Raw genomic sequence first — 17408 nt, 5'->3', positions numbered from 1 at the left:
GTTTATTTTAATTTGTTGCAAAGTAAAACTATTTTCTTATTATTTACATCAGTTGTGAAAAAACAATAGGTTGTTCCTCCATCATGAATTTTCCATTTTTTTCGAATGTTTTCTACCGTTTCCGTAAAATTCCGCGTCGTGATATTAGCTTTTTTATTTTCGAGAAATGATTTCATGTTTTGTTTATTGTATTCAAAACTATTTTCGATTGTAAAAACTCTACCCGGGAAATCAATTACGGTATCCGAAGTATAAAGATGCGAATGTTGCTGCAATTTCCCGATAGCAAAAGGTGCAGAAATTTCATTAAATCCTCCCGATTTCATTATAGACGCATTGGGTTCGTACAGGTATTTTTTTGGTAAACTGTAATTAGAAATCGCAGTACTTCCTAGTGTAAAACGGAATTCTTCTATCGTTTCTTTTACTAAATTAGCAGTAACGATCTCAATGGATTTGGTGTAGTTCTTTTCCAAAATCCAAAGCAATTCCTTGACTTCATTGTCTAACGCAACGATATAGATTGCCTTTACGTTTTTCAGTTCCGATAAACCTGCAGTAATATCAAGAATCGGAGCTGTTTTGATCATCATTTTTGGAGAATACTCGAAGTAAAAATCAAGTGATTCAGGAACATTGGGTAAACAATCTTTCAACATAAAAACTTTGCCTTTTGCCTCATTTCGCCTTGAAGGATCAATATAAATCCAGTCGAATTTTTGGTTTAATTTCGTTAAGGTTTCCGAACTTTCACCTGAAATACAGTTAATGTTGCCACTATTTAATTGTTGCAGATTGTGCGCGACAATTTCGGATAAATCGGCGTTGATTTCACAATGTGTTACTTGATTTACTTTTTTGGCGAAATAATATGCATCAACCCCAAAACCACCAGTTAAATCAATTAAAGATCCACCTGAAACTAAGTCTGATTTGTATTCCGCCGTTTTTTCAGATGAAGTTTGTTCCACTGAAATTTTGCTCGGATAATAAATATTCGGAGTATTAAACCAAGTTGGAAGTTTTGTTTTGGTTTTTTGTTTGGAAGCAATCTGATTCAGAATTCCAGTCCAGTATGTATTTGGAAATTTGTTTTTCTGCAATGCTAACCTTGCCAGATCAGCCTCTAAATTGGAATCGATAAACTCTTGAATTTCGACAGATAACAACGATTTATCCATTTCAATAGCATTAATTATTGAAAATATAATTCAGAATATTAGCACCCATTTTCAATGCTTTTTCACGAACCTCTTTCGGGTCATTATGCACTTCGGGATCTTCCCATCCGTCGCCTAAATCACATTCGTAAGTGTAAAGTAAAACCAATCGGTTTTCGATGAATATACCAAAAGCTTGCGGACGTTTGTTGTCGTGTTCGTGAATTTTGGGTAAGCCATTGGCAAAAATATTCGGTTTTTGAAATATGGGATGATTTGCCGGAACTTCTACCAAATCATTATTGGGAAAAATACGTTTAATTTCCCTGCGAATGTATTGATCCATACCGTAATTGTCATCTGCATGAAGAAATCCTCCAGAAAGCAGATAATTTCTCAAGTTTGCAATTTCAGCATCACTGAAAACTACATTTCCATGCCCCGTCATGTGCACAAAAGGATAAGCAAAAATGTCAGGACTTCTAGGCTCAACGGTTCCTGGCTTTGCTTTTATGTTGGTATTGATCGTTTGATTTGAATATTTTATCAAATTGGGTAATGACGTAGGATTGGCATACCAATCACCACCACCATTGTATTTTAATAACGCAATTTCCTGTGAAAATCCTGCAGTAGAAAGCAGCAAAAAAAGAAAAAATAAATTTTTACTTTTAGTCAAAATAGTGATTATTTGGTATTCGCTAATCTTTGATTTCATAAATTAATTTTCATTCTTAAAAACAACACTATGACAAGCGACAATTGCTGCGGTTTCTGTCCGTAAACGGGTTGCACCCAAAGATACAGGAATAAAGTTGTTGTCGGTAGCCAATTGAATTTCTTTAACAGAAAAATCACCTTCAGGACCAATTAAGATGGTTACATCTTCATTGGCTTGCAACTCATTTTTTAAGGATTTTTTGTTTGTTTCTTCACAATGTGCGATGAAAAGTTGGCCAGGATTTACATTTTTTATGAAATCTTTATAGGCGATCGGCTCATTTAATTTCGGTAAATAATAATGTAAAGATTGTTTCATGGCTGATTCCAAAATTTTCTGAAAGCGATCCAGCTTGATTACTTTTCGCTCCGAATGCTCACAGATAATTGGGGTGATTTCCTGAATACCGATTTCGGTTGCTTTTTCTAAAAACCATTCATAACGTTCGTTCATTTTGGTTGGAGCAACTGCCAAATGTAGCTTAAATTTTGGCGCTTCTTGTTTTTCGAAGGAAACAATTTTTACCGTACATTTAGTGTCTGAAGCAATCGTGATTTTGGCCGTAAATAAAACACCTAAACCATTTGTAACGTGAAGAATATCATCTTCTTTTTTACGAAGTGCTTTAATAATATGCCTGCTTTCTTCCTTGTCAAAAACAAAGGAAGTTTGGGTTTCATTGAAGTTAGGATTATAGAATAATTGCATAGATTTTAAAATTCAATTCGCGCTTTGGAAACAACATTTGCATCCGCAAACTTCTCATGTAAATATTTTTGATAGCCTACAATTCCAATCATCGCCGCGTTGTCTGTTGTGTATTCAAATTTGGGTACAAAAGTTTTCCATCCATATTTATTTTCGGCTTCTATCAACGTTTGTCTTATTCCAGAATTAGCAGAAACGCCTCCGCCAATTGCAATTTGAATGATTCCTGTTTCAGCTACCGCTAATTTTAATTTATCCATCAAAATTTCGATAATCGTATGTTGGACCGAAGCACAGATATCGGCTTTGTTATCTTCTATAAAGTTTGGATTTTCTAGAACATTTTTCTGCACAAAATAAAGTATTTGCGTTTTCAAACCTGAGAAACTAAAGTTCAATCCTGCAATTCGAGGCTTGGTAAATGGATATTTTTTAGGATTTCCTACTTTCGCATATTGGTCAATTAGTGGACCGCCAGGATAAGGAAAGCCTAATATTTTAGCTGTTTTATCAAAAGCTTCACCAACAGCATCATCAGTGGTTTCTCCGATAATTTCCATATTGAAAAAGCCATTTACTTTTACAATTTGCGTATGACCGCCAGAAATTGTTAATGCTAAAAACGGAAAAGTGGGTTTGTTAAATCCCTCTTCATCGATAAAATGTGCTAAAATATGAGCGTGCATATGATTTACTGCAAGCAAAGGAATTTCCAATGCCATTGCCAGAGATTTTGCAAAAGACGAACCAACTAAGAGCGAACCCATAAGGCCTGGACCTTGCGTGAAAGCAATAGCAGAAAGCTGATTTTTAGTAATATTTGCTTTCTTTAAGGCTATGTCAATCACGGGAACAATATTTTGTTGGTGCGCACGCGAAGCAAGTTCTGGAACAACGCCGCCATATTCTTCGTGAATGCTTTGTCTGGCAACTACGTTTGAAAGCACTATATTATTTCTTAAAACCGCAGCAGCAGTGTCGTCACACGAACTTTCAATAGCCAGTATAAAAACTTCTTCAGTATGCATAAAAGGCGCAAATTTTAATTTATATTTGACAATCGATCTGAGAAAATCAAATGTAAAGATTTTTACAAAGGTAATTTTCTTTCCCAAGTCAAAATAATAATTGGAAAAAATTAAAACAAATAACGGTTTTAAAAAATTTCGAAAGATACTTCTTCGCAGTATTGTTGCGCTACTACTACTTTTTTTATTGGTCAGTATTGCCTTGTCTATGCCTTATGTTCAAACCAAAATTGCACATTACGCTACCGATAAACTCAACAATGAATATAAAACAAATATTGCTATTGATCAAGTAGCCATCACATTTTTTGGTGGTGTAAAGCTTAAAAAAGTATTGATTTTAGATCATCATAAAGATACTTTAATTTTTGCTGAACGTATTAAGACGAGTATTTTGGATTTCAAAAAGCTAATTGATGGCCAATTGTATTTTGGCGATTTGCGACTGGATAATTTTTACCTTCAGATTAAAACCTACAAACGAGAAAAGGAAACTAATCTCGATTTATTCATAGCGGCATTTGACGATGGTAAAAAGGCTAGTGGAAAGTTTTTGATGAAAACAAAGAACATTTATCTTAAAAATAGCCGTTTTGCGATGTTGGATGAAAATAGAGACGATCCTAAAGACGTCGATTTTACTAGGATTAATGCACATCTTAAAAATTTTGGAATCAAAGGTCCTGATGTGACTGCAAAAATAATTGCGATGACTTTCCATGACCATCGTGGGGTTCAAGTCGAAAATCTGGTTTCTGATTTTGTGTATACCAAAAAGAATATAGTGCTTAAAAAGCTCACGGTACTAACCAAGGAATCGTATTTAAAAGGTGACGTTATTTTAAATTATAACAGAGACAATCAAGATTTCTCAGATTTTAATAACCGAGTAAAATTTGATATAAAGATTGATAGTGCTACTCTGGCAACGAATGATATCCGTTATTTTTATAAGGAACTGGATAAAAATAGAAAGTTTTCATTGAAGTCAACTATTAAAGGAACGCTGAATGATTTCTATATTAGCAATATGGATTTGCGGGATAATAAATTCTCGACCATCAAAGGTGATGTGAATTTTAAAAACCTTTTTCCAAGAAGTCCAGGCACGTTTTATATGAAAGGTAAATTTAAAAGAATATCTTCTAATTATACCGATTTGACTAAGCTTTTGCCGAATGTTTTGGGTAAAAAGTTACCCACTTCGTTACAAAAATTGGGACAATTTAATTTTGCCGGAAATGTTGAAGTTACACAAGATTATTTGAATACTAATTTTGTAATGAATACCGCGCTAGGTATCATCGAATCTGACTTGCACATGTCTGATATTGCTACAATTGACAACGCAAAATACAACGGAAATATAATCCTAGATAATTTTGATGTTGGCACAATGATTAACGACAAAAGCATTGGAAAAGTTAGCATGAATATGGATGTTGAAGGAAAAGGGTTTACACAGAAATACCTCAATACATCTTTTGCAGGTGATGTTTTTCAGTTGAAGTATAATGGCTATAATTATACCAAAATTATAGTTGATGGAAGTTTCAAACAACCCATTTTTAAAGGCAAATTTTATGTAAACGATCCAAATTTGTTTATGGATTTCAATGGCATTTTGGATTTATCTAAAAAGGAAAATATCTACGATTTTCATTCTAAAATTGATTATGCTAATTTAGCTAACCTGAATTTTATAAAGGACTCCATCGCTGTTTTTAAAGGCGATATTGTGGTAAAAGCGACTGGAAACTCCTTTGATAATTTGAAAGGAAATTTATTACTCACTAATGCCTCATATCAAAATAAAAAAGACTTGTATTTTATTGATTATTTGAATATTAACTCAATTTTTGATACTAATGGAGAACGAGCAATTACGATTGATTCTCCTGATGCAATACAAGGTTCTGTTGTTGGAAAATACAAGTTCAATCAATTACAGAAAATGGTTGAGAATTCATTGGGTACATTTTATGCCAATTACAAACCCAATAAAGTATTGCCCAATCAGTATTTAAAATTTGATTTCGATTTGAACAATAAAATTATAGAAATTTTTAATCCCAATATTTCGCTTGCTCAAAATACTAAACTAAAAGGTAATATTACTTCTGATACGAAGAATTTCAAACTTGATTTTAATTCGTCGAGAGTAGTCGCGTACGAGAATACTTTTGACAACATGTTAGTGCAGGTTGACAATAAAAATCCGCTGTACAATGCTTATGTTCAATTGGATTCTATAAAGACCAAACATTATAAGATTAGAGATTTTAGTATGATTAATACGTTTGCGCACGATACACTTCATTTTAGAACAGAGTTTAAAGGTGGAAAACAGGGCAATGATTTCTATAATCTGAACTTTTATCACACTATTTCAGAGGATAATAAAAATGTGGTTGGATTTAATAAATCGGAACTTCAATTTAAAGATTATTTATGGTTTTTAAATGAAAATGAAAACCCAGACAATAACAAGATAGTATTTGACAAAAAGCTTAGTAATTTCTCTTTTAATGATCTCGTAATTTCCCACGGAAACCAACGAATTAATTTTGTTGGCTTACTGAACGGTAAGCAAAATAAGGATTTACAACTGACATTTGAGAATGTCAATCTGAACAAAATTACGCCCGATGTTGTTAAATTCAAGTTTGATGGGAATTTAAACGGAAAAATTAATTTCAAGCAAAGCAATACGGTTTTCCAGCCCACATCTACACTTCGGGTTGATAGTTTGCAAGTCAATGATATTTTACTGGGAAAAATGAATTTGGATATTGAAGGTGATGAAACCCTTAGTAAATTTTATTTGAAATCCAATCTTGAAAATAAAAATGTAGAATCATTTAATGCCGATGGAAATATTCAGATCGTGGACGGTGAGACTTTATTGGATATAGATTTGAGCTTTGACCAATTTAATTTGGGAGTTTTAGGCAAGATTGGTGGTGATGTTATTACCAATATTAGAGGATTCGCATCTGGTACCGCACGTATTGACGGAAACATCAATGAGTTGGATTATAACGGTAGGCTTTATATAAACGAAGCAGGATTAACCATTCCGTATCTCAACGTTGATTATCTCTTTGATAAAAATTCGATTGTGGACGTAACCGAAAGTAAGTTTATCATTAGGGAAACCGATATAACCGATACTAAATTTAACACCAAAGGAGCATTAAGCGGTTTTATAAAGCATAAGCAATTTGGAGATTGGCGATTGGATTTGGCTATAAATACGGATCGACTATTAGCCTTAAATACTGTGGATGCGGAAGACGCAGCATACTATGGAACTGCCTTTATGAATGGTTCGGCAACGATAAAGGGACCAACAAGCAATTTGAAGATTAAGGTTGAAGCGGAATCGGCTAAAGGCACAGATATCAAAATTCCCATAAATGATGCCCAGGCTGTTGATGATAACAAATACATCCATTTTGTAACACCTGAAGAGAAAAATAAAAAGAAAAACGACAAAACAATTTTTGCTAAAAATTATGGTGGACTTGAATTGGAATTTGATTTTGAGATCACTGAAATTGCCAATATCGAGGTAATTCTAAATAGGGAATCGGGACATGGTATGAAAGGAAAAGGAAACGGTACACTCTTGTTCCGAATCAACACGGTAGGCAAATTTGAAATGTTTGGGGATTTCTCTGTGGTTTCCGGCTCCTATAATTTTAAGTATGGCGGATTGATTGACAAGGAATTTAAAGTTAAGAAAGGCGGTTCTATTATTTGGTCAGGAGATCCGATGTCGGCAGCATTGAATCTAGAGGCAGTTTATAAAGTGGTAGGTGGAGCGAATCCTGCTGTTTTAATAGACAATCCATCGTTTAATAAAAAAGTAGAAACAAGTGTTGTTATTGGTGTACGGGGAAGTCTAACCAATCCACAACCTGATTTTGATATTTTATTCCCAAATGTAAGCAGTTCGTTGAAATCTGAAATTCAAACCAAATTAGACGACAAGGATACCCGACAAACTCAGGCTTTATATCTTCTTTCTACGGGTAGTTTTTTAAGTCCGGAAGGAGTGAATCAAAACCAATTATCCAATAATTTGTTCGAAAAAGCGAGTAGCCTTTTCAGGGATATATTTTCTGGTACGAATGATAAGATTTCAATTGCACCCGAATATGTTGTTGCCAATAGAACTCCTGGTCAGCAAACTGACGGAAGATTTGGTGTAACCGTTTCATCTAAAATAAATGACAGAATAACGGTTAACGGAAAAGTTGGAGTCCCGGTTGGAGGAATTACCGAAACGGCCATTGTGGGCGATCTTGAGGTACAATATCGTGTAAACGATGACGGAACATTGAACTTAAGGGTTTTTAATAAAGAAAATGACGTAACCTATATTGGTCAAGGAATTGGCTATACGCAGGGAATTGGAATGTCGTATGAAGTCGATTTTGATACGCTTAAGGAACTGATTAATAAAATTTTCAAGAATGCTAAATTAGGTACTGTTAATTCTAATAACAGTTCCGAGATCCACGATTCAGATTTACCAGAAAACGTACAAGTAGTAGATAAAAAAACTCCGGTAAAGGACAAAAAGAAAGACATTATAACTCCAAATAGAGAGGCAATTCCAATCGAGGAATAGACTGAAAACCCTCTAAGATTCTAATATTCAAAAAACTTATCAACGAAAACGTTTGAATTTCTCCTGTTTTTAGTAATAAAACAAAAATGGGGTTATAAATGGTTCTTGTTTGCTAAATTTACATTTCAATACGTATAAAATGTCAAAAGTCATAAAAAAAATAGGGGTTCTCACCTCTGGCGGCGATTCCCCTGGAATGAATGCAGCCATCCGTTCTGTAGTCAGAACTTGCGCTTATCATAACATAGAATGTATTGGTATATATAGAGGATATCAAGGGATGATTGAAGGCGATTTTAAAGAAATGGGACCGCGAAGCGTTAATAATATTGTTAACAAAGGCGGCACCATATTGAAGTCTGCACGTTCAAAAGAATTCATGACACCCGAAGGAAGACAAAAAGCGCATCAGAATTTAGTACATTCAGGGATTGATGCTCTGGTTGTTATTGGTGGTGATGGAAGCTTTACCGGCGCCGAGATTTTTAATAATGAATTTGGATATCCTGTGATGGGAATTCCAGGTACGATTGATAACGATATTTTCGGTACCAGTCATACGTTAGGTTTTGATACCGCACTGAATACGGTAGTGGATTGTATCGATAAAATTCGGGATACTGCCAGTTCGCACAACCGTTTGTTTCTTGTGGAAGTGATGGGAAGAGATGCGGGTCATATCGCTTTAAATGCCGGAATCGGAGCAGGAGCAGAGGAAATTCTGATTCCCGAAGAAGATTTAGGATTGGAGCGTCTTTTAGAATCCTTGCGAAGAAGTAAAGCTTCTGGAAAATCATCCAGTATTGTTGTAATTGCGGAAGGTGATAAAATTGGTAAAAATGTATTTGAATTGAAAGATTATATTGAAGAAAATTTTCCTGAATACGACATTCGTGTCTCTGTACTAGGTCACATGCAGCGCGGCGGTTCACCCTCTTGTTACGATAGGGTTTTGGCATCTCGACTTGGTGTGAAAGCTGTAGAATCACTATTGGAAGGAAAATCAAATTTCATGGTTGGAATACTAAATGATAAAGTGGCACTGACGCCATTAGAAAACGCCATTAAAGGGCATTCAGAAATTGATAGAGAATTGTTGCGGGTTTCTGATATCATGACCACGTAATTCAATATCAAAAATCAATATCAATAACAATAACAATAGAAAAAAATAAAATGTCAAAAGTAAAATTAGGAATAAACGGTTTCGGAAGAATTGGAAGAATAGTGTTCAGAGAAACTTACAACAGAGATAATGTAGAAGTAGTTGCCATTAACGATTTATTAGAAGTAGATCATTTGGCTTACTTATTAAAATATGATTCTGTTCATGGTCGTTTTGCTGGAAAAGTAGAAGTGAAAGAAGGAAAACTTTATGTAAACGACAGACATATTCGTGTAACGTCTGAAAGAGATCCAAAACTTGTGAAATGGGATGACAAAGACATTGATGTTGATGTAGTGGCAGAATGTACAGGTATCTTCACCACTTTAGAAACGGCTCAAGCGCACATTGATGGTGGAGCAAAAAAAGTAGTGATTTCCGCACCATCTGCAGATGCTCCCATGTTTGTAATGGGCGTAAATCATATGCAAGCTAAAGCGTCAGATACGATTGTTTCAAACGCTTCTTGTACAACAAATTGTTTAGCACCACTAGCCAAAGTAATTAATGATAATTTCGGAATTGTTGAAGGATTAATGACTACAGTTCACGCTACTACCGCCACTCAATTAACGGCTGACGGACCTTCTAAAAAAGACTGGAGAGGCGGACGTGCGGCAAGTGTAAATATCATTCCATCCTCTACAGGTGCTGCAAAAGCAGTGGGAAAAGTGATTCCAGAATTGAACGGAAAATTAACAGGTATGTCATTCCGCGTTCCTACTATTGACGTTTCTGTAGTAGACTTAACCGTAAAAGTTGCTAAAGAAACTTCATACGAAGAAATCATGGCCGTACTGAAAAAAGCTTCAGAAAATGAGATGAAAGGTATTCTTGGTTATACGGAAGACGATGTCGTATCTCAAGATTTTATTTCTGATTCTCGTACGTCTATTATTGATGCTAAAGCCGGAATTGGTCTGAATTCAACATTCTTCAAATTAGTTTCTTGGTACGATAACGAATATGGTTACTCAAGTAAATTAATTGATTTGTCAGTTCATATTGCTGGCTTAAAATAAAAAGTAACAATCCTGCTATCTTTACCGATTGTGGGATTTTTTATTTCCTAAACTTACTAAACCAAAACAATAAAAAGGATTAAGTTTTATACTTTGTATCTAATGCAAATTCGTAATTCGTAATCCGTAATTCTCAAATTAATTATGAAATTATTAGTGGATAGTGGATCTACCAAAGCCGATTGGATTGCCATTGATGATAATGGGAAAGTACTTTTCACTACGCAATCATTGGGCTTAAACCCAGAAGTTTTAAACAAAGAAGAAGTTATCAGTCGCCTTGACGATAAGTTTGATATTTCACATAATAAAGACAAAGTCACCCATCTATTCTTTTACGGAGCGGGCTGTGGAACTGACAGAATGAAGAACTTTTTGACTAAACTATTTGAAGAGTACTTCAAAAATGCTGTTGTTTCAGTTCATGAAGATACGTATGCGGCAGTTTATGCTACCACTCCAAAAGATGAGGAAGCCATAGTTTGCATCCTTGGAACTGGTTCTAATTGCAGCTATTTTGATGGTAAAATGTTGCATCAAAAAGTTCAATCTTTAGGTTATATTGCTATGGATGACGGTTCTGGAAATCGTTTCGGAAGACATTTAATCCGCGGTTATTATTTCAACAATATGCCAGAAGATCTTGCTAAAGAATTTGAAGAAGAATACAATCTTGATGCCGATTACATCAAAGCCAATTTATATAAAGAAGCCAATCCGAATGCCTACTTAGCCACGTTTGCCAAATTTATTATTAAACATAAGGATAATGAATTTTGCAAAAAAATCATAAAAAAGGAATTGAAATCGTTTACCAAAAACTACATCATGCAATTTGACAATTGTAGAGAAGTTCCGGTACATTTTGTAGGTTCCATTGCCTTTTATCTTAAAGATGAATTAACCGCAATGTTAAATAAATATGACATCAAAATTGGTAATGTATTACGCAGACCTATTGACGGTTTGATTGCGTACCATATTTTGAATAAGTAATAACTCTTTTTTTGTCATTCGAGAGAATGACAAGCACAAAGAATTTCTTTGCTCACTTTGCGAAAAACTTTGCGTTCTTTGCGGTTAAATAACTGAATATAATGGAAATTGCAATAATTGCTCACGATGGAAAGAAAGCTGACATGGTTCAGTTTTTGAACAAGAATAAAGAAATTCTTTTAAAAGAAAACATTAAACTCGTGGCCACCGGAACCACAGGTGGAAAAGCAGAAGCAGTTGGATTTAAAGTCAAGAAAATGCTTTCTGGACCCCAAGGTGGTGATGCTCAAATTGCAGCCCGAGTTGCAGAAGGAAAAACTAAAATGGTATTATTCTTTAAAGATCCAAATTCCAGTCATCCTCACGAACCCGATATTTCCATGCTCATCCGAATTTGTGACGTGCACAATATTCCGTTAGCAACCAATGAAGCTACTGCGCAGTTGTTATTATTGGGGTTGGATGAGATGAAGTAAAAAGCTTTAACTATATAAAAAACCTACTAAAATTGTGTAACATGTTATTTATTAGTAGTACTATATTTGATTACAACTAAACCTATCTCATGTCAATCCTCACTTTTAATCATCCAAAATTAAGCTATTCAATTATTTTTGTGGTTTCGATATTTTTTGTTTCGTGTAACCAAAAGGATAAGAAGGAGATAATTCCAGTTCCTATCTCAGATACAATTGTTTCAGTAAATGACAAGTCAAAAGTTAAAAACCAACAGATTGATGATACCATCTATTTGAATTTTATTGATAAAAAAGGACTTTTTACAGTTGAAGGTTTGATAGACTCAATTCATCCCCGAATTTACGTTAAGTTTGAAAATGACAAAATAGGAAAACTCAAGGCAAAAATTGTTACCAAAACCGAAAAAGGAAATATCCGTTTCAACCAGATTGTGTTTCCAAATCAAACTGCTGACGGGCCCTTCGGAACGGATCTAAATTTAGAATTGAAACAGACTGGAAAGCATATGTTGGTAATTGGTCATTCCCTCATGGCGGACAATCCGTACGTTGGTAAGTTCAAAGTGGAACTCCAGATTACTAGCGAATAAATAATTCTAATTTCTATCTTCTGCCTACTTCTAAAGATACCTCATTTTTTCTTCTTCCATATCCAGCTGATGCAAGTGCCTTCTGATGATTCCTTCATCTATAGTATCATTTTTTTTATTTTTTTGAATCAACCATTTCCTTTGTTCGTGAAGAATTCGGATGTAGATTATTTTACATTCGGAAGTCATATCCGTATCTTCAGTAAGCATTTTACTGTCTTTCCATTTGTCCGCTATTTTTTTAAGAATGGGCTGTTCTTCGAGTGCTTTCCCATAGTTTTTTTCTAAATGATTCAATGCAAATTCAGACAATTCATGCTTAATTACTCGGTACATTTTCTCATCCTCCGCATCTTCTTCAACGCTAACCATGTGGAATTTTTTGATCAGATAGGGCAATGTTAATCCTTGCAGCATTAATGTCAACAGTATGACAATAAATGTGATGAATAAAATTAAATTACGCTGCGGAAAAGCATTTCCATTATTTAAAGTTACTGGAATAGATAAGGCTGCGGCCAATGAAACTACGCCTCGCATTCCGGCCCAGCCCAATATGAACGGCCCTTTCATGCCCGGATTAACATCGACTACCGTAATGTACCTTTTAGCAATTTTAGTAATAACCACAGCGCCATAAGCAGATAGTATTCGTACAATTATAATCACAAAAGTGATCAGCACGCCATAGCCAATAGCGGAGTAAAAGCTAACTCCTTCAATTCCAGCTGTAATCGAAGGTAGCGATAGTCCGATGAGTGTGAATACCAAACCATTCATGACAAAAACAAGACTTTGCTATACATTATAACCGCGTACACGCGAGGCACTGGTTAAAAAAGAATGTCGGTTGTGCGATAAATACAATCCAGCTGTAACTACTGCTAAAACTCCTGAACTGTGCATTTCCTCTGCCGCTAAGTAAACGATATACGGCATAACGAGTGTCAAGGCAACATCCATATTGGCATCTGTAGGCAGGTATTTGTGTAGTTTCATAAAAATCCATCCGATCAAAAGCCCGACGACAATTCCGCTGACAACCATCCATGAAAAATTGATAGCTGCTTTTGCAAAAATGAATTGGGTAGTGCTAACCGCAACCAAGGCAAATCGGAAAATAATTAGGGAAGAAGCATCGTTTAAAAGACTTTCACCTTGCAAAATTGAGGATATTGCACGGGGTACTTTTACAAATTTCAAAATCGCTCCAGCACTTACGGCATCGGGAGGAGATACAATTCCGCCTAATAAAAACCCTAAGGCCAAACCGAAGCCAGGGATAAAATAATTCGCTACTAAAGCCACAGATAAGGCGGTAAGAAACACTACAACAAAAGCAAAACTTAGAATAATTCGACGCCAATGCCAAAGTTCTTTCCATGAAATTGTCCACGCTGCTTCATACAATAAAGGCGGCAGAAAAATTAAGAAAATAAATTCGGGGTCAATGGTTATGTTCGGAATTCCAGGTATAAGACTAATAATTAATCCGGCAATAATTAAGAGAATAGGGTAGGCTACTTTAATTTTATCGGCAATCATCATAATCAGTACGATGGCAAAGATTAGGATTAAGTAAAATGGAAAATTATCTAGCATAGTGCTTTAGGTGTAAAAGGATAGAAACATAAAATTGGAATTAGTTTTACGGTTTGAAACCAATAAAAGTAACTGAAGATGTGGGAACTTGGGAGTATCTGTTTACTGCTTTCTGACTACCGATCACTTATTTCACCGCAGTCATCGAAATTTCAATGTTGACTCCTTTTGGCAAACCAGCAACCTGAACTGTTTCGCGTGCAGGTGCGGTAGCTTCGTTAAAATAAGTTGCGTAAACCGAATTAATTCGTGAAAAATCAACCATGTTCATAATGAAAATTGTTGTTTTTACAACGTTGTCGAAAGTCATTTCGGCTGCTTCAAGAACTGCTTTCATGTTCTCCATTACTTGTTTGGTTTCGGTTTCGATATCATCCATAACCAATTCCATTGTTGTCGGATTTAAAGCAATTTGTCCCGAAGTATATAAGGTGTTTCCAATCAAAACTGCTTGGTTGTAAGGTCCAATTGGCGCAGGTGCTTTATTTGTAAATATTATTGTTTTACTACTCATAACTTCTAGTTTTTAAATATAGTTTCCAACTTTTGAAATCTAATTTCTACCTTCTACCTTCTGAAATCTAACTTCTAACTTCTATCGAAGCGTTCGATTCGGCTGGTTACGTTTATCATATTTAATATCGCTCAACACTCCGGCTTTAATACCAATGAAGAATCCCCAGTAACTATTGTCTCCAAAAGGAACCCAGTTAAAATCCATTCGCCAACTTAGTAAATCCCTTTCAAATCGGAATTGAGTAAACGTAACCCCTTTTTGAACAAAGTCGTATCCTGTTGAAACCCCTAGTTTCCATTTGGGCGTCAGATCAGTATTTACAGAAACCATTAATGAATTTCCGGTTATTTTTTGCTCTCGATTCGTATTCGAATACGTTAACGAATAGGCGAGCGTCATGTCCCAAGGTAATTCATATTTGAATAAATCAGAGGTTGTGTCTGGTTTGTCTTCGTCATCCGCTGCAAATTGGCTTTGTCGTCGGTCGCCTAAATCGGTGTTAGTTCCAAATAAGTCGTCTTCTCGGCCACCATTTCTTTTTCCTTGTGTATTTTCATTTTCTTTACCTGAAATATCTTTACTTGAAAACGCATAATTCAGCGTCATATTAGCACTAGTCATTCGGAACAAACTTCCACCGTTGTCAATATTCCACGTATTAATTTTCCGGCCAGCATTATTGATCGCATACGGATCCAGCGTCGCAGCAAAGTTCATATTCATTTTTTGATTAAAAAATTGCGTTCCACCACTCATCCGCAGTGGAGCTAATTTTAAGGAATCAGCAGTGATATCATAGCTTGTAGAAAAGTTCAAGTTGTTTAATAACATGATTTTCTTTGGCTCCGTTTTGGTCGAATCTTTATCGGTGACTTTGGCTTCAAAAGTATTACTCAAGTTAAATCCAATGTTATTGGACATTGTTTTTCCGGGTGCACCAAATATTCCGTTATCAAATCGCGTGTACTCTTTTATCATGGTTCCGCTTCCATCAGAATCGTACGTGTCATAATATTTAGAAAAACTTGGCGTATAACTATAGGAAACATTGGGACGCATCACGTGACGAATCGCTTGTATTTTTTTCTTTTCGCCAAAGTTATAAGTTCCATAAACTGTTGTTCCTAAGCTTGCACTAACCGAATAGGTTCTGAAAGCATCAAATCCTTGGACATCGGTATCAGTTACCTCATTTTTAGTGATGTCATATTGTCTTTGGATGGTTTTTAAATACCATACCTCGTTATAATTCACCGATGTAGTAGCACTAATATATTTAAAGACTTTGAAATTCGTACTTAACGGAATTGAATGTTGGAAACCAATTTTGGCGTCTCTAAACATTTGCGGTTTAAAGAATAGCGAATCGGTAGTGGCAATTCTGTTTTCGCCACGTAAGTTATATTGTAAATTGATGTTCTTGAAAAATCCTTTTTTGATTCCATCTTTTGGAGCAAAAGGGAATATTCTATCAACACTTAGCTGCAAGGTTGGCAATGTCATGTTGATTTGTTCCGTATTTGTATTTTGTGAGTGCGTAGCCGACAAGGATAAATTTACTTGTGGAACCGAATTGAACGTTTTTGAGTACGAAACAGATGAACTAAGTGTATTTATTAACGAACCACCAATATTTACCTGATTGATGGACTGTCTGTAATACTTACTTGTTCCAAGATTTACAGAAGCAGAAAATCGCGAATTCGGATTTGATTTTGGGTCTTTAGTGTGCGACCATTGAATGTTGTAGATATTACTTTTGGAATAATCGGGATAGCCTCTTTCACTTGTGATTAAATTTTCAAAGCGCACATTGACATTACCCATAAACGCATATTTTTTGGCATAAGTCGACTCTAATCTAATACCATAACTTCCATTAGTGTAATAATCTCCTAGCACTGCCAAATCGTAATTATCGCTTAGTGCAAAATAATAACCGCCATTTTGCAGTGAAAAACCTCTAGTATTACTATCGTTATACGACGGAATAATCAATCCCGAACGGCTTTTTTCACTCATTGGAAAAAAAGCAAAGGGCAACGCTACTGGAGTGGGAACATCAGCAATAACCATATTAGTAACACCAATTACTACTTTTTTTCCAGGAACAAATTTTACTTTATTGGTTTTAAAATAATATTCAGGATTATCAACATCTTTAGAAGTCGTAAATCGCGCACCTTTCATAAAGTAGACGGAATCGTTTTCTTTTTTAGTAAATTCAGCTTTAATTTTAAATTCTCCTTGTTCGGTTCTCGAATTCAAAACCCACGCTTTTTTTGTTTTGGTGTTAAACTTAATGGAGTCGGGTTCAACTACGTTTGTTCCTTGCTTGAAAACAGGAGCTTGGGAATATTTGCCTAGAGAATCTTTTATTCGACCTGCATAGATTTCGTTTTTTTCGTAATCAATAACAATGATGCCCGCTTTTAATTCGATATCTTGATAATAAACTTCCGCTTTATTGTAAAGTGTAATCGTTTTTTTCTTTTGGTCTATTTTTTCGTAATCAAGCGCTTTTCTCTTAATCTTACTTTCAAGCAGTGGCTTTTTCTTCAAACTGTCTGGAACAACCACTTTGGTAAGTTGCGGTTCGATTATGGTCGCGTTTTCGGGTGTAGTTTCTTGATTCTTAGCAGGAAAAGATTTCCGATTTGGAGTTCCTTCTTGCGAATATGTTTTTGTGTTTCCCAATGTTAGGAAAATTGTTAAAAAAACGATATAAAATAAGTTTCTTTGCAAAGGTTTAGTACTATTTTTGTAGAAGTATGGCTTGGT

The 17408-nt window shown here is 35.1% G+C and carries 14 protein-coding genes; 6 read left to right on the top strand and 8 right to left on the bottom strand.

Features of this window, described 5'->3' with window-relative positions; genetic code table 11:
- Nucleotides 1-2: 2 nt before the first annotated feature.
- From PSU83_RS02965 to tsaD, 4 genes are read right to left on the bottom strand one after another with little or no spacing between them, the layout of a single operon-like run.
- Entirely contained in the window at nt 3-1181 is a 1179-nt protein-coding gene (locus PSU83_RS02965) for a class I SAM-dependent methyltransferase (RefSeq protein WP_300586544.1), read from the bottom strand.
- A 10-nt stretch (nt 1182-1191) separates the two neighbouring features.
- Nucleotides 1192-1878: a DUF4159 domain-containing protein gene (locus tag PSU83_RS02960; RefSeq protein WP_300586541.1), complete on the bottom strand. Its 687-nt coding sequence runs from the start codon at nt 1876-1878 to the stop codon at nt 1192-1194.
- Between the two features lie 3 nt (nt 1879-1881).
- Nucleotides 1882-2589 (bottom strand): 16S rRNA (uracil(1498)-N(3))-methyltransferase, encoded by a 708-nt coding sequence (locus PSU83_RS02955; protein WP_300586538.1) that lies wholly within the window; start codon nt 2587-2589, stop codon nt 1882-1884.
- A 5-nt stretch (nt 2590-2594) separates the two neighbouring features.
- Entirely contained in the window at nt 2595-3617 is a 1023-nt protein-coding gene (gene tsaD / locus PSU83_RS02950; protein ID WP_300586534.1) for a tRNA (adenosine(37)-N6)-threonylcarbamoyltransferase complex transferase subunit TsaD, read from the bottom strand.
- Between the two features lie 100 nt (nt 3618-3717).
- On the opposite strand from tsaD, the gene PSU83_RS02945 reads away from it, so the two are divergent.
- From PSU83_RS02945 to PSU83_RS02920, 6 genes are all read left to right on the top strand, one after another.
- Nucleotides 3718-8256 (top strand): translocation/assembly module TamB, encoded by a 4539-nt coding sequence (locus tag PSU83_RS02945; RefSeq protein ID WP_300586530.1) that lies wholly within the window; start codon nt 3718-3720, stop codon nt 8254-8256.
- Nucleotides 8257-8395: 139 nt separating this feature from the next.
- Nucleotides 8396-9382 (top strand): 6-phosphofructokinase, encoded by a 987-nt coding sequence (gene pfkA / locus PSU83_RS02940; protein WP_300586528.1) that lies wholly within the window; start codon nt 8396-8398, stop codon nt 9380-9382.
- Nucleotides 9383-9432: 50 nt separating this feature from the next.
- Nucleotides 9433-10443 (top strand): type I glyceraldehyde-3-phosphate dehydrogenase, encoded by a 1011-nt coding sequence (gap, locus tag PSU83_RS02935; RefSeq protein WP_300586526.1) that lies wholly within the window; start codon nt 9433-9435, stop codon nt 10441-10443.
- 144 nt (nt 10444-10587) lie between these two features.
- The gene (locus PSU83_RS02930) at nt 10588-11439 is read left to right on the top strand and encodes a BadF/BadG/BcrA/BcrD ATPase family protein (RefSeq protein WP_300586524.1); all 852 of its coding nucleotides are present in this window, start codon (nt 10588-10590) and stop codon (nt 11437-11439) included.
- Between the two features lie 101 nt (nt 11440-11540).
- Nucleotides 11541-11915: a methylglyoxal synthase gene (locus PSU83_RS02925; RefSeq protein ID WP_300586521.1), complete on the top strand. Its 375-nt coding sequence runs from the start codon at nt 11541-11543 to the stop codon at nt 11913-11915.
- Between the two features lie 89 nt (nt 11916-12004).
- Nucleotides 12005-12508: a hypothetical protein gene (locus PSU83_RS02920; RefSeq protein ID WP_300586518.1), complete on the top strand. Its 504-nt coding sequence runs from the start codon at nt 12005-12007 to the stop codon at nt 12506-12508.
- A gap of 30 nt (nt 12509-12538) precedes the next feature.
- Here the strand turns inward: PSU83_RS02920 and PSU83_RS14760 are convergent, their stop codons facing one another.
- From PSU83_RS14760 to PSU83_RS02905, 4 genes are all read right to left on the bottom strand, one after another.
- Nucleotides 12539-13288 (bottom strand): hypothetical protein, encoded by a 750-nt coding sequence (locus PSU83_RS14760; RefSeq protein ID WP_363319853.1) that lies wholly within the window; start codon nt 13286-13288, stop codon nt 12539-12541.
- An 18-nt stretch (nt 13289-13306) separates the two neighbouring features.
- Nucleotides 13307-14110, bottom strand: a complete 804-nt coding sequence (locus PSU83_RS14755; RefSeq protein WP_363319852.1) for a cation:proton antiporter — start codon at nt 14108-14110, stop codon at nt 13307-13309.
- 127 nt (nt 14111-14237) lie between these two features.
- Nucleotides 14238-14624, bottom strand: coding sequence for a RidA family protein (locus PSU83_RS02910; RefSeq protein ID WP_300586515.1), 387 nt, complete (start codon nt 14622-14624; stop codon nt 14238-14240).
- Between the two features lie 81 nt (nt 14625-14705).
- Nucleotides 14706-17324, bottom strand: a complete 2619-nt coding sequence (locus tag PSU83_RS02905; protein WP_300586512.1) for a putative LPS assembly protein LptD — start codon at nt 17322-17324, stop codon at nt 14706-14708.
- Nucleotides 17325-17408: the final 84 nt, after the last annotated feature.

Origin of the sequence: Flavobacterium sp. (genome assembly GCF_029945805.1) — a bacterium.
In the GTDB taxonomy this organism is placed as follows: domain Bacteria; phylum Bacteroidota; class Bacteroidia; order Flavobacteriales; family Flavobacteriaceae; genus Flavobacterium.
The sequence above is the reverse complement of the archived record's forward strand: the minus strand, read 5'-3'. Positions and strand labels throughout refer to the sequence as shown.

Excerpts from the sequence above, each read along its gene's own strand:
- PSU83_RS02910 (WP_300586515.1), bottom strand. The coding sequence starts at position 14,624 with ATGAGTAGTAAAACAATAATATTTACAAATAAAGCACCTGCGCCAATT.
- gap (WP_300586526.1), top strand. The coding sequence starts at position 9,433 with ATGTCAAAAGTAAAATTAGGAATAAACGGTTTCGGAAGAATTGGAAGA.
- PSU83_RS02930 (WP_300586524.1), top strand. The coding sequence starts at position 10,588 with ATGAAATTATTAGTGGATAGTGGATCTACCAAAGCCGATTGGATTGCC.
- PSU83_RS02920 (WP_300586518.1), top strand. The coding sequence starts at position 12,005 with ATGTCAATCCTCACTTTTAATCATCCAAAATTAAGCTATTCAATTATT.
- pfkA (WP_300586528.1), top strand. The coding sequence starts at position 8,396 with ATGTCAAAAGTCATAAAAAAAATAGGGGTTCTCACCTCTGGCGGCGAT.
- PSU83_RS14755 (WP_363319852.1), bottom strand. The coding sequence starts at position 14,110 with ATGCTAGATAATTTTCCATTTTACTTAATCCTAATCTTTGCCATCGTA.
- PSU83_RS02965 (WP_300586544.1), bottom strand. The coding sequence starts at position 1,181 with ATGGATAAATCGTTGTTATCTGTCGAAATTCAAGAGTTTATCGATTCC.
- PSU83_RS02925 (WP_300586521.1), top strand. The coding sequence starts at position 11,541 with ATGGAAATTGCAATAATTGCTCACGATGGAAAGAAAGCTGACATGGTT.
- PSU83_RS02960 (WP_300586541.1), bottom strand. The coding sequence starts at position 1,878 with ATGAAATCAAAGATTAGCGAATACCAAATAATCACTATTTTGACTAAA.
- PSU83_RS02955 (WP_300586538.1), bottom strand. The coding sequence starts at position 2,589 with ATGCAATTATTCTATAATCCTAACTTCAATGAAACCCAAACTTCCTTT.
- tsaD (WP_300586534.1), bottom strand. The coding sequence starts at position 3,617 with ATGCATACTGAAGAAGTTTTTATACTGGCTATTGAAAGTTCGTGTGAC.
- PSU83_RS14760 (WP_363319853.1), bottom strand. The coding sequence starts at position 13,288 with ATGAATGGTTTGGTATTCACACTCATCGGACTATCGCTACCTTCGATT.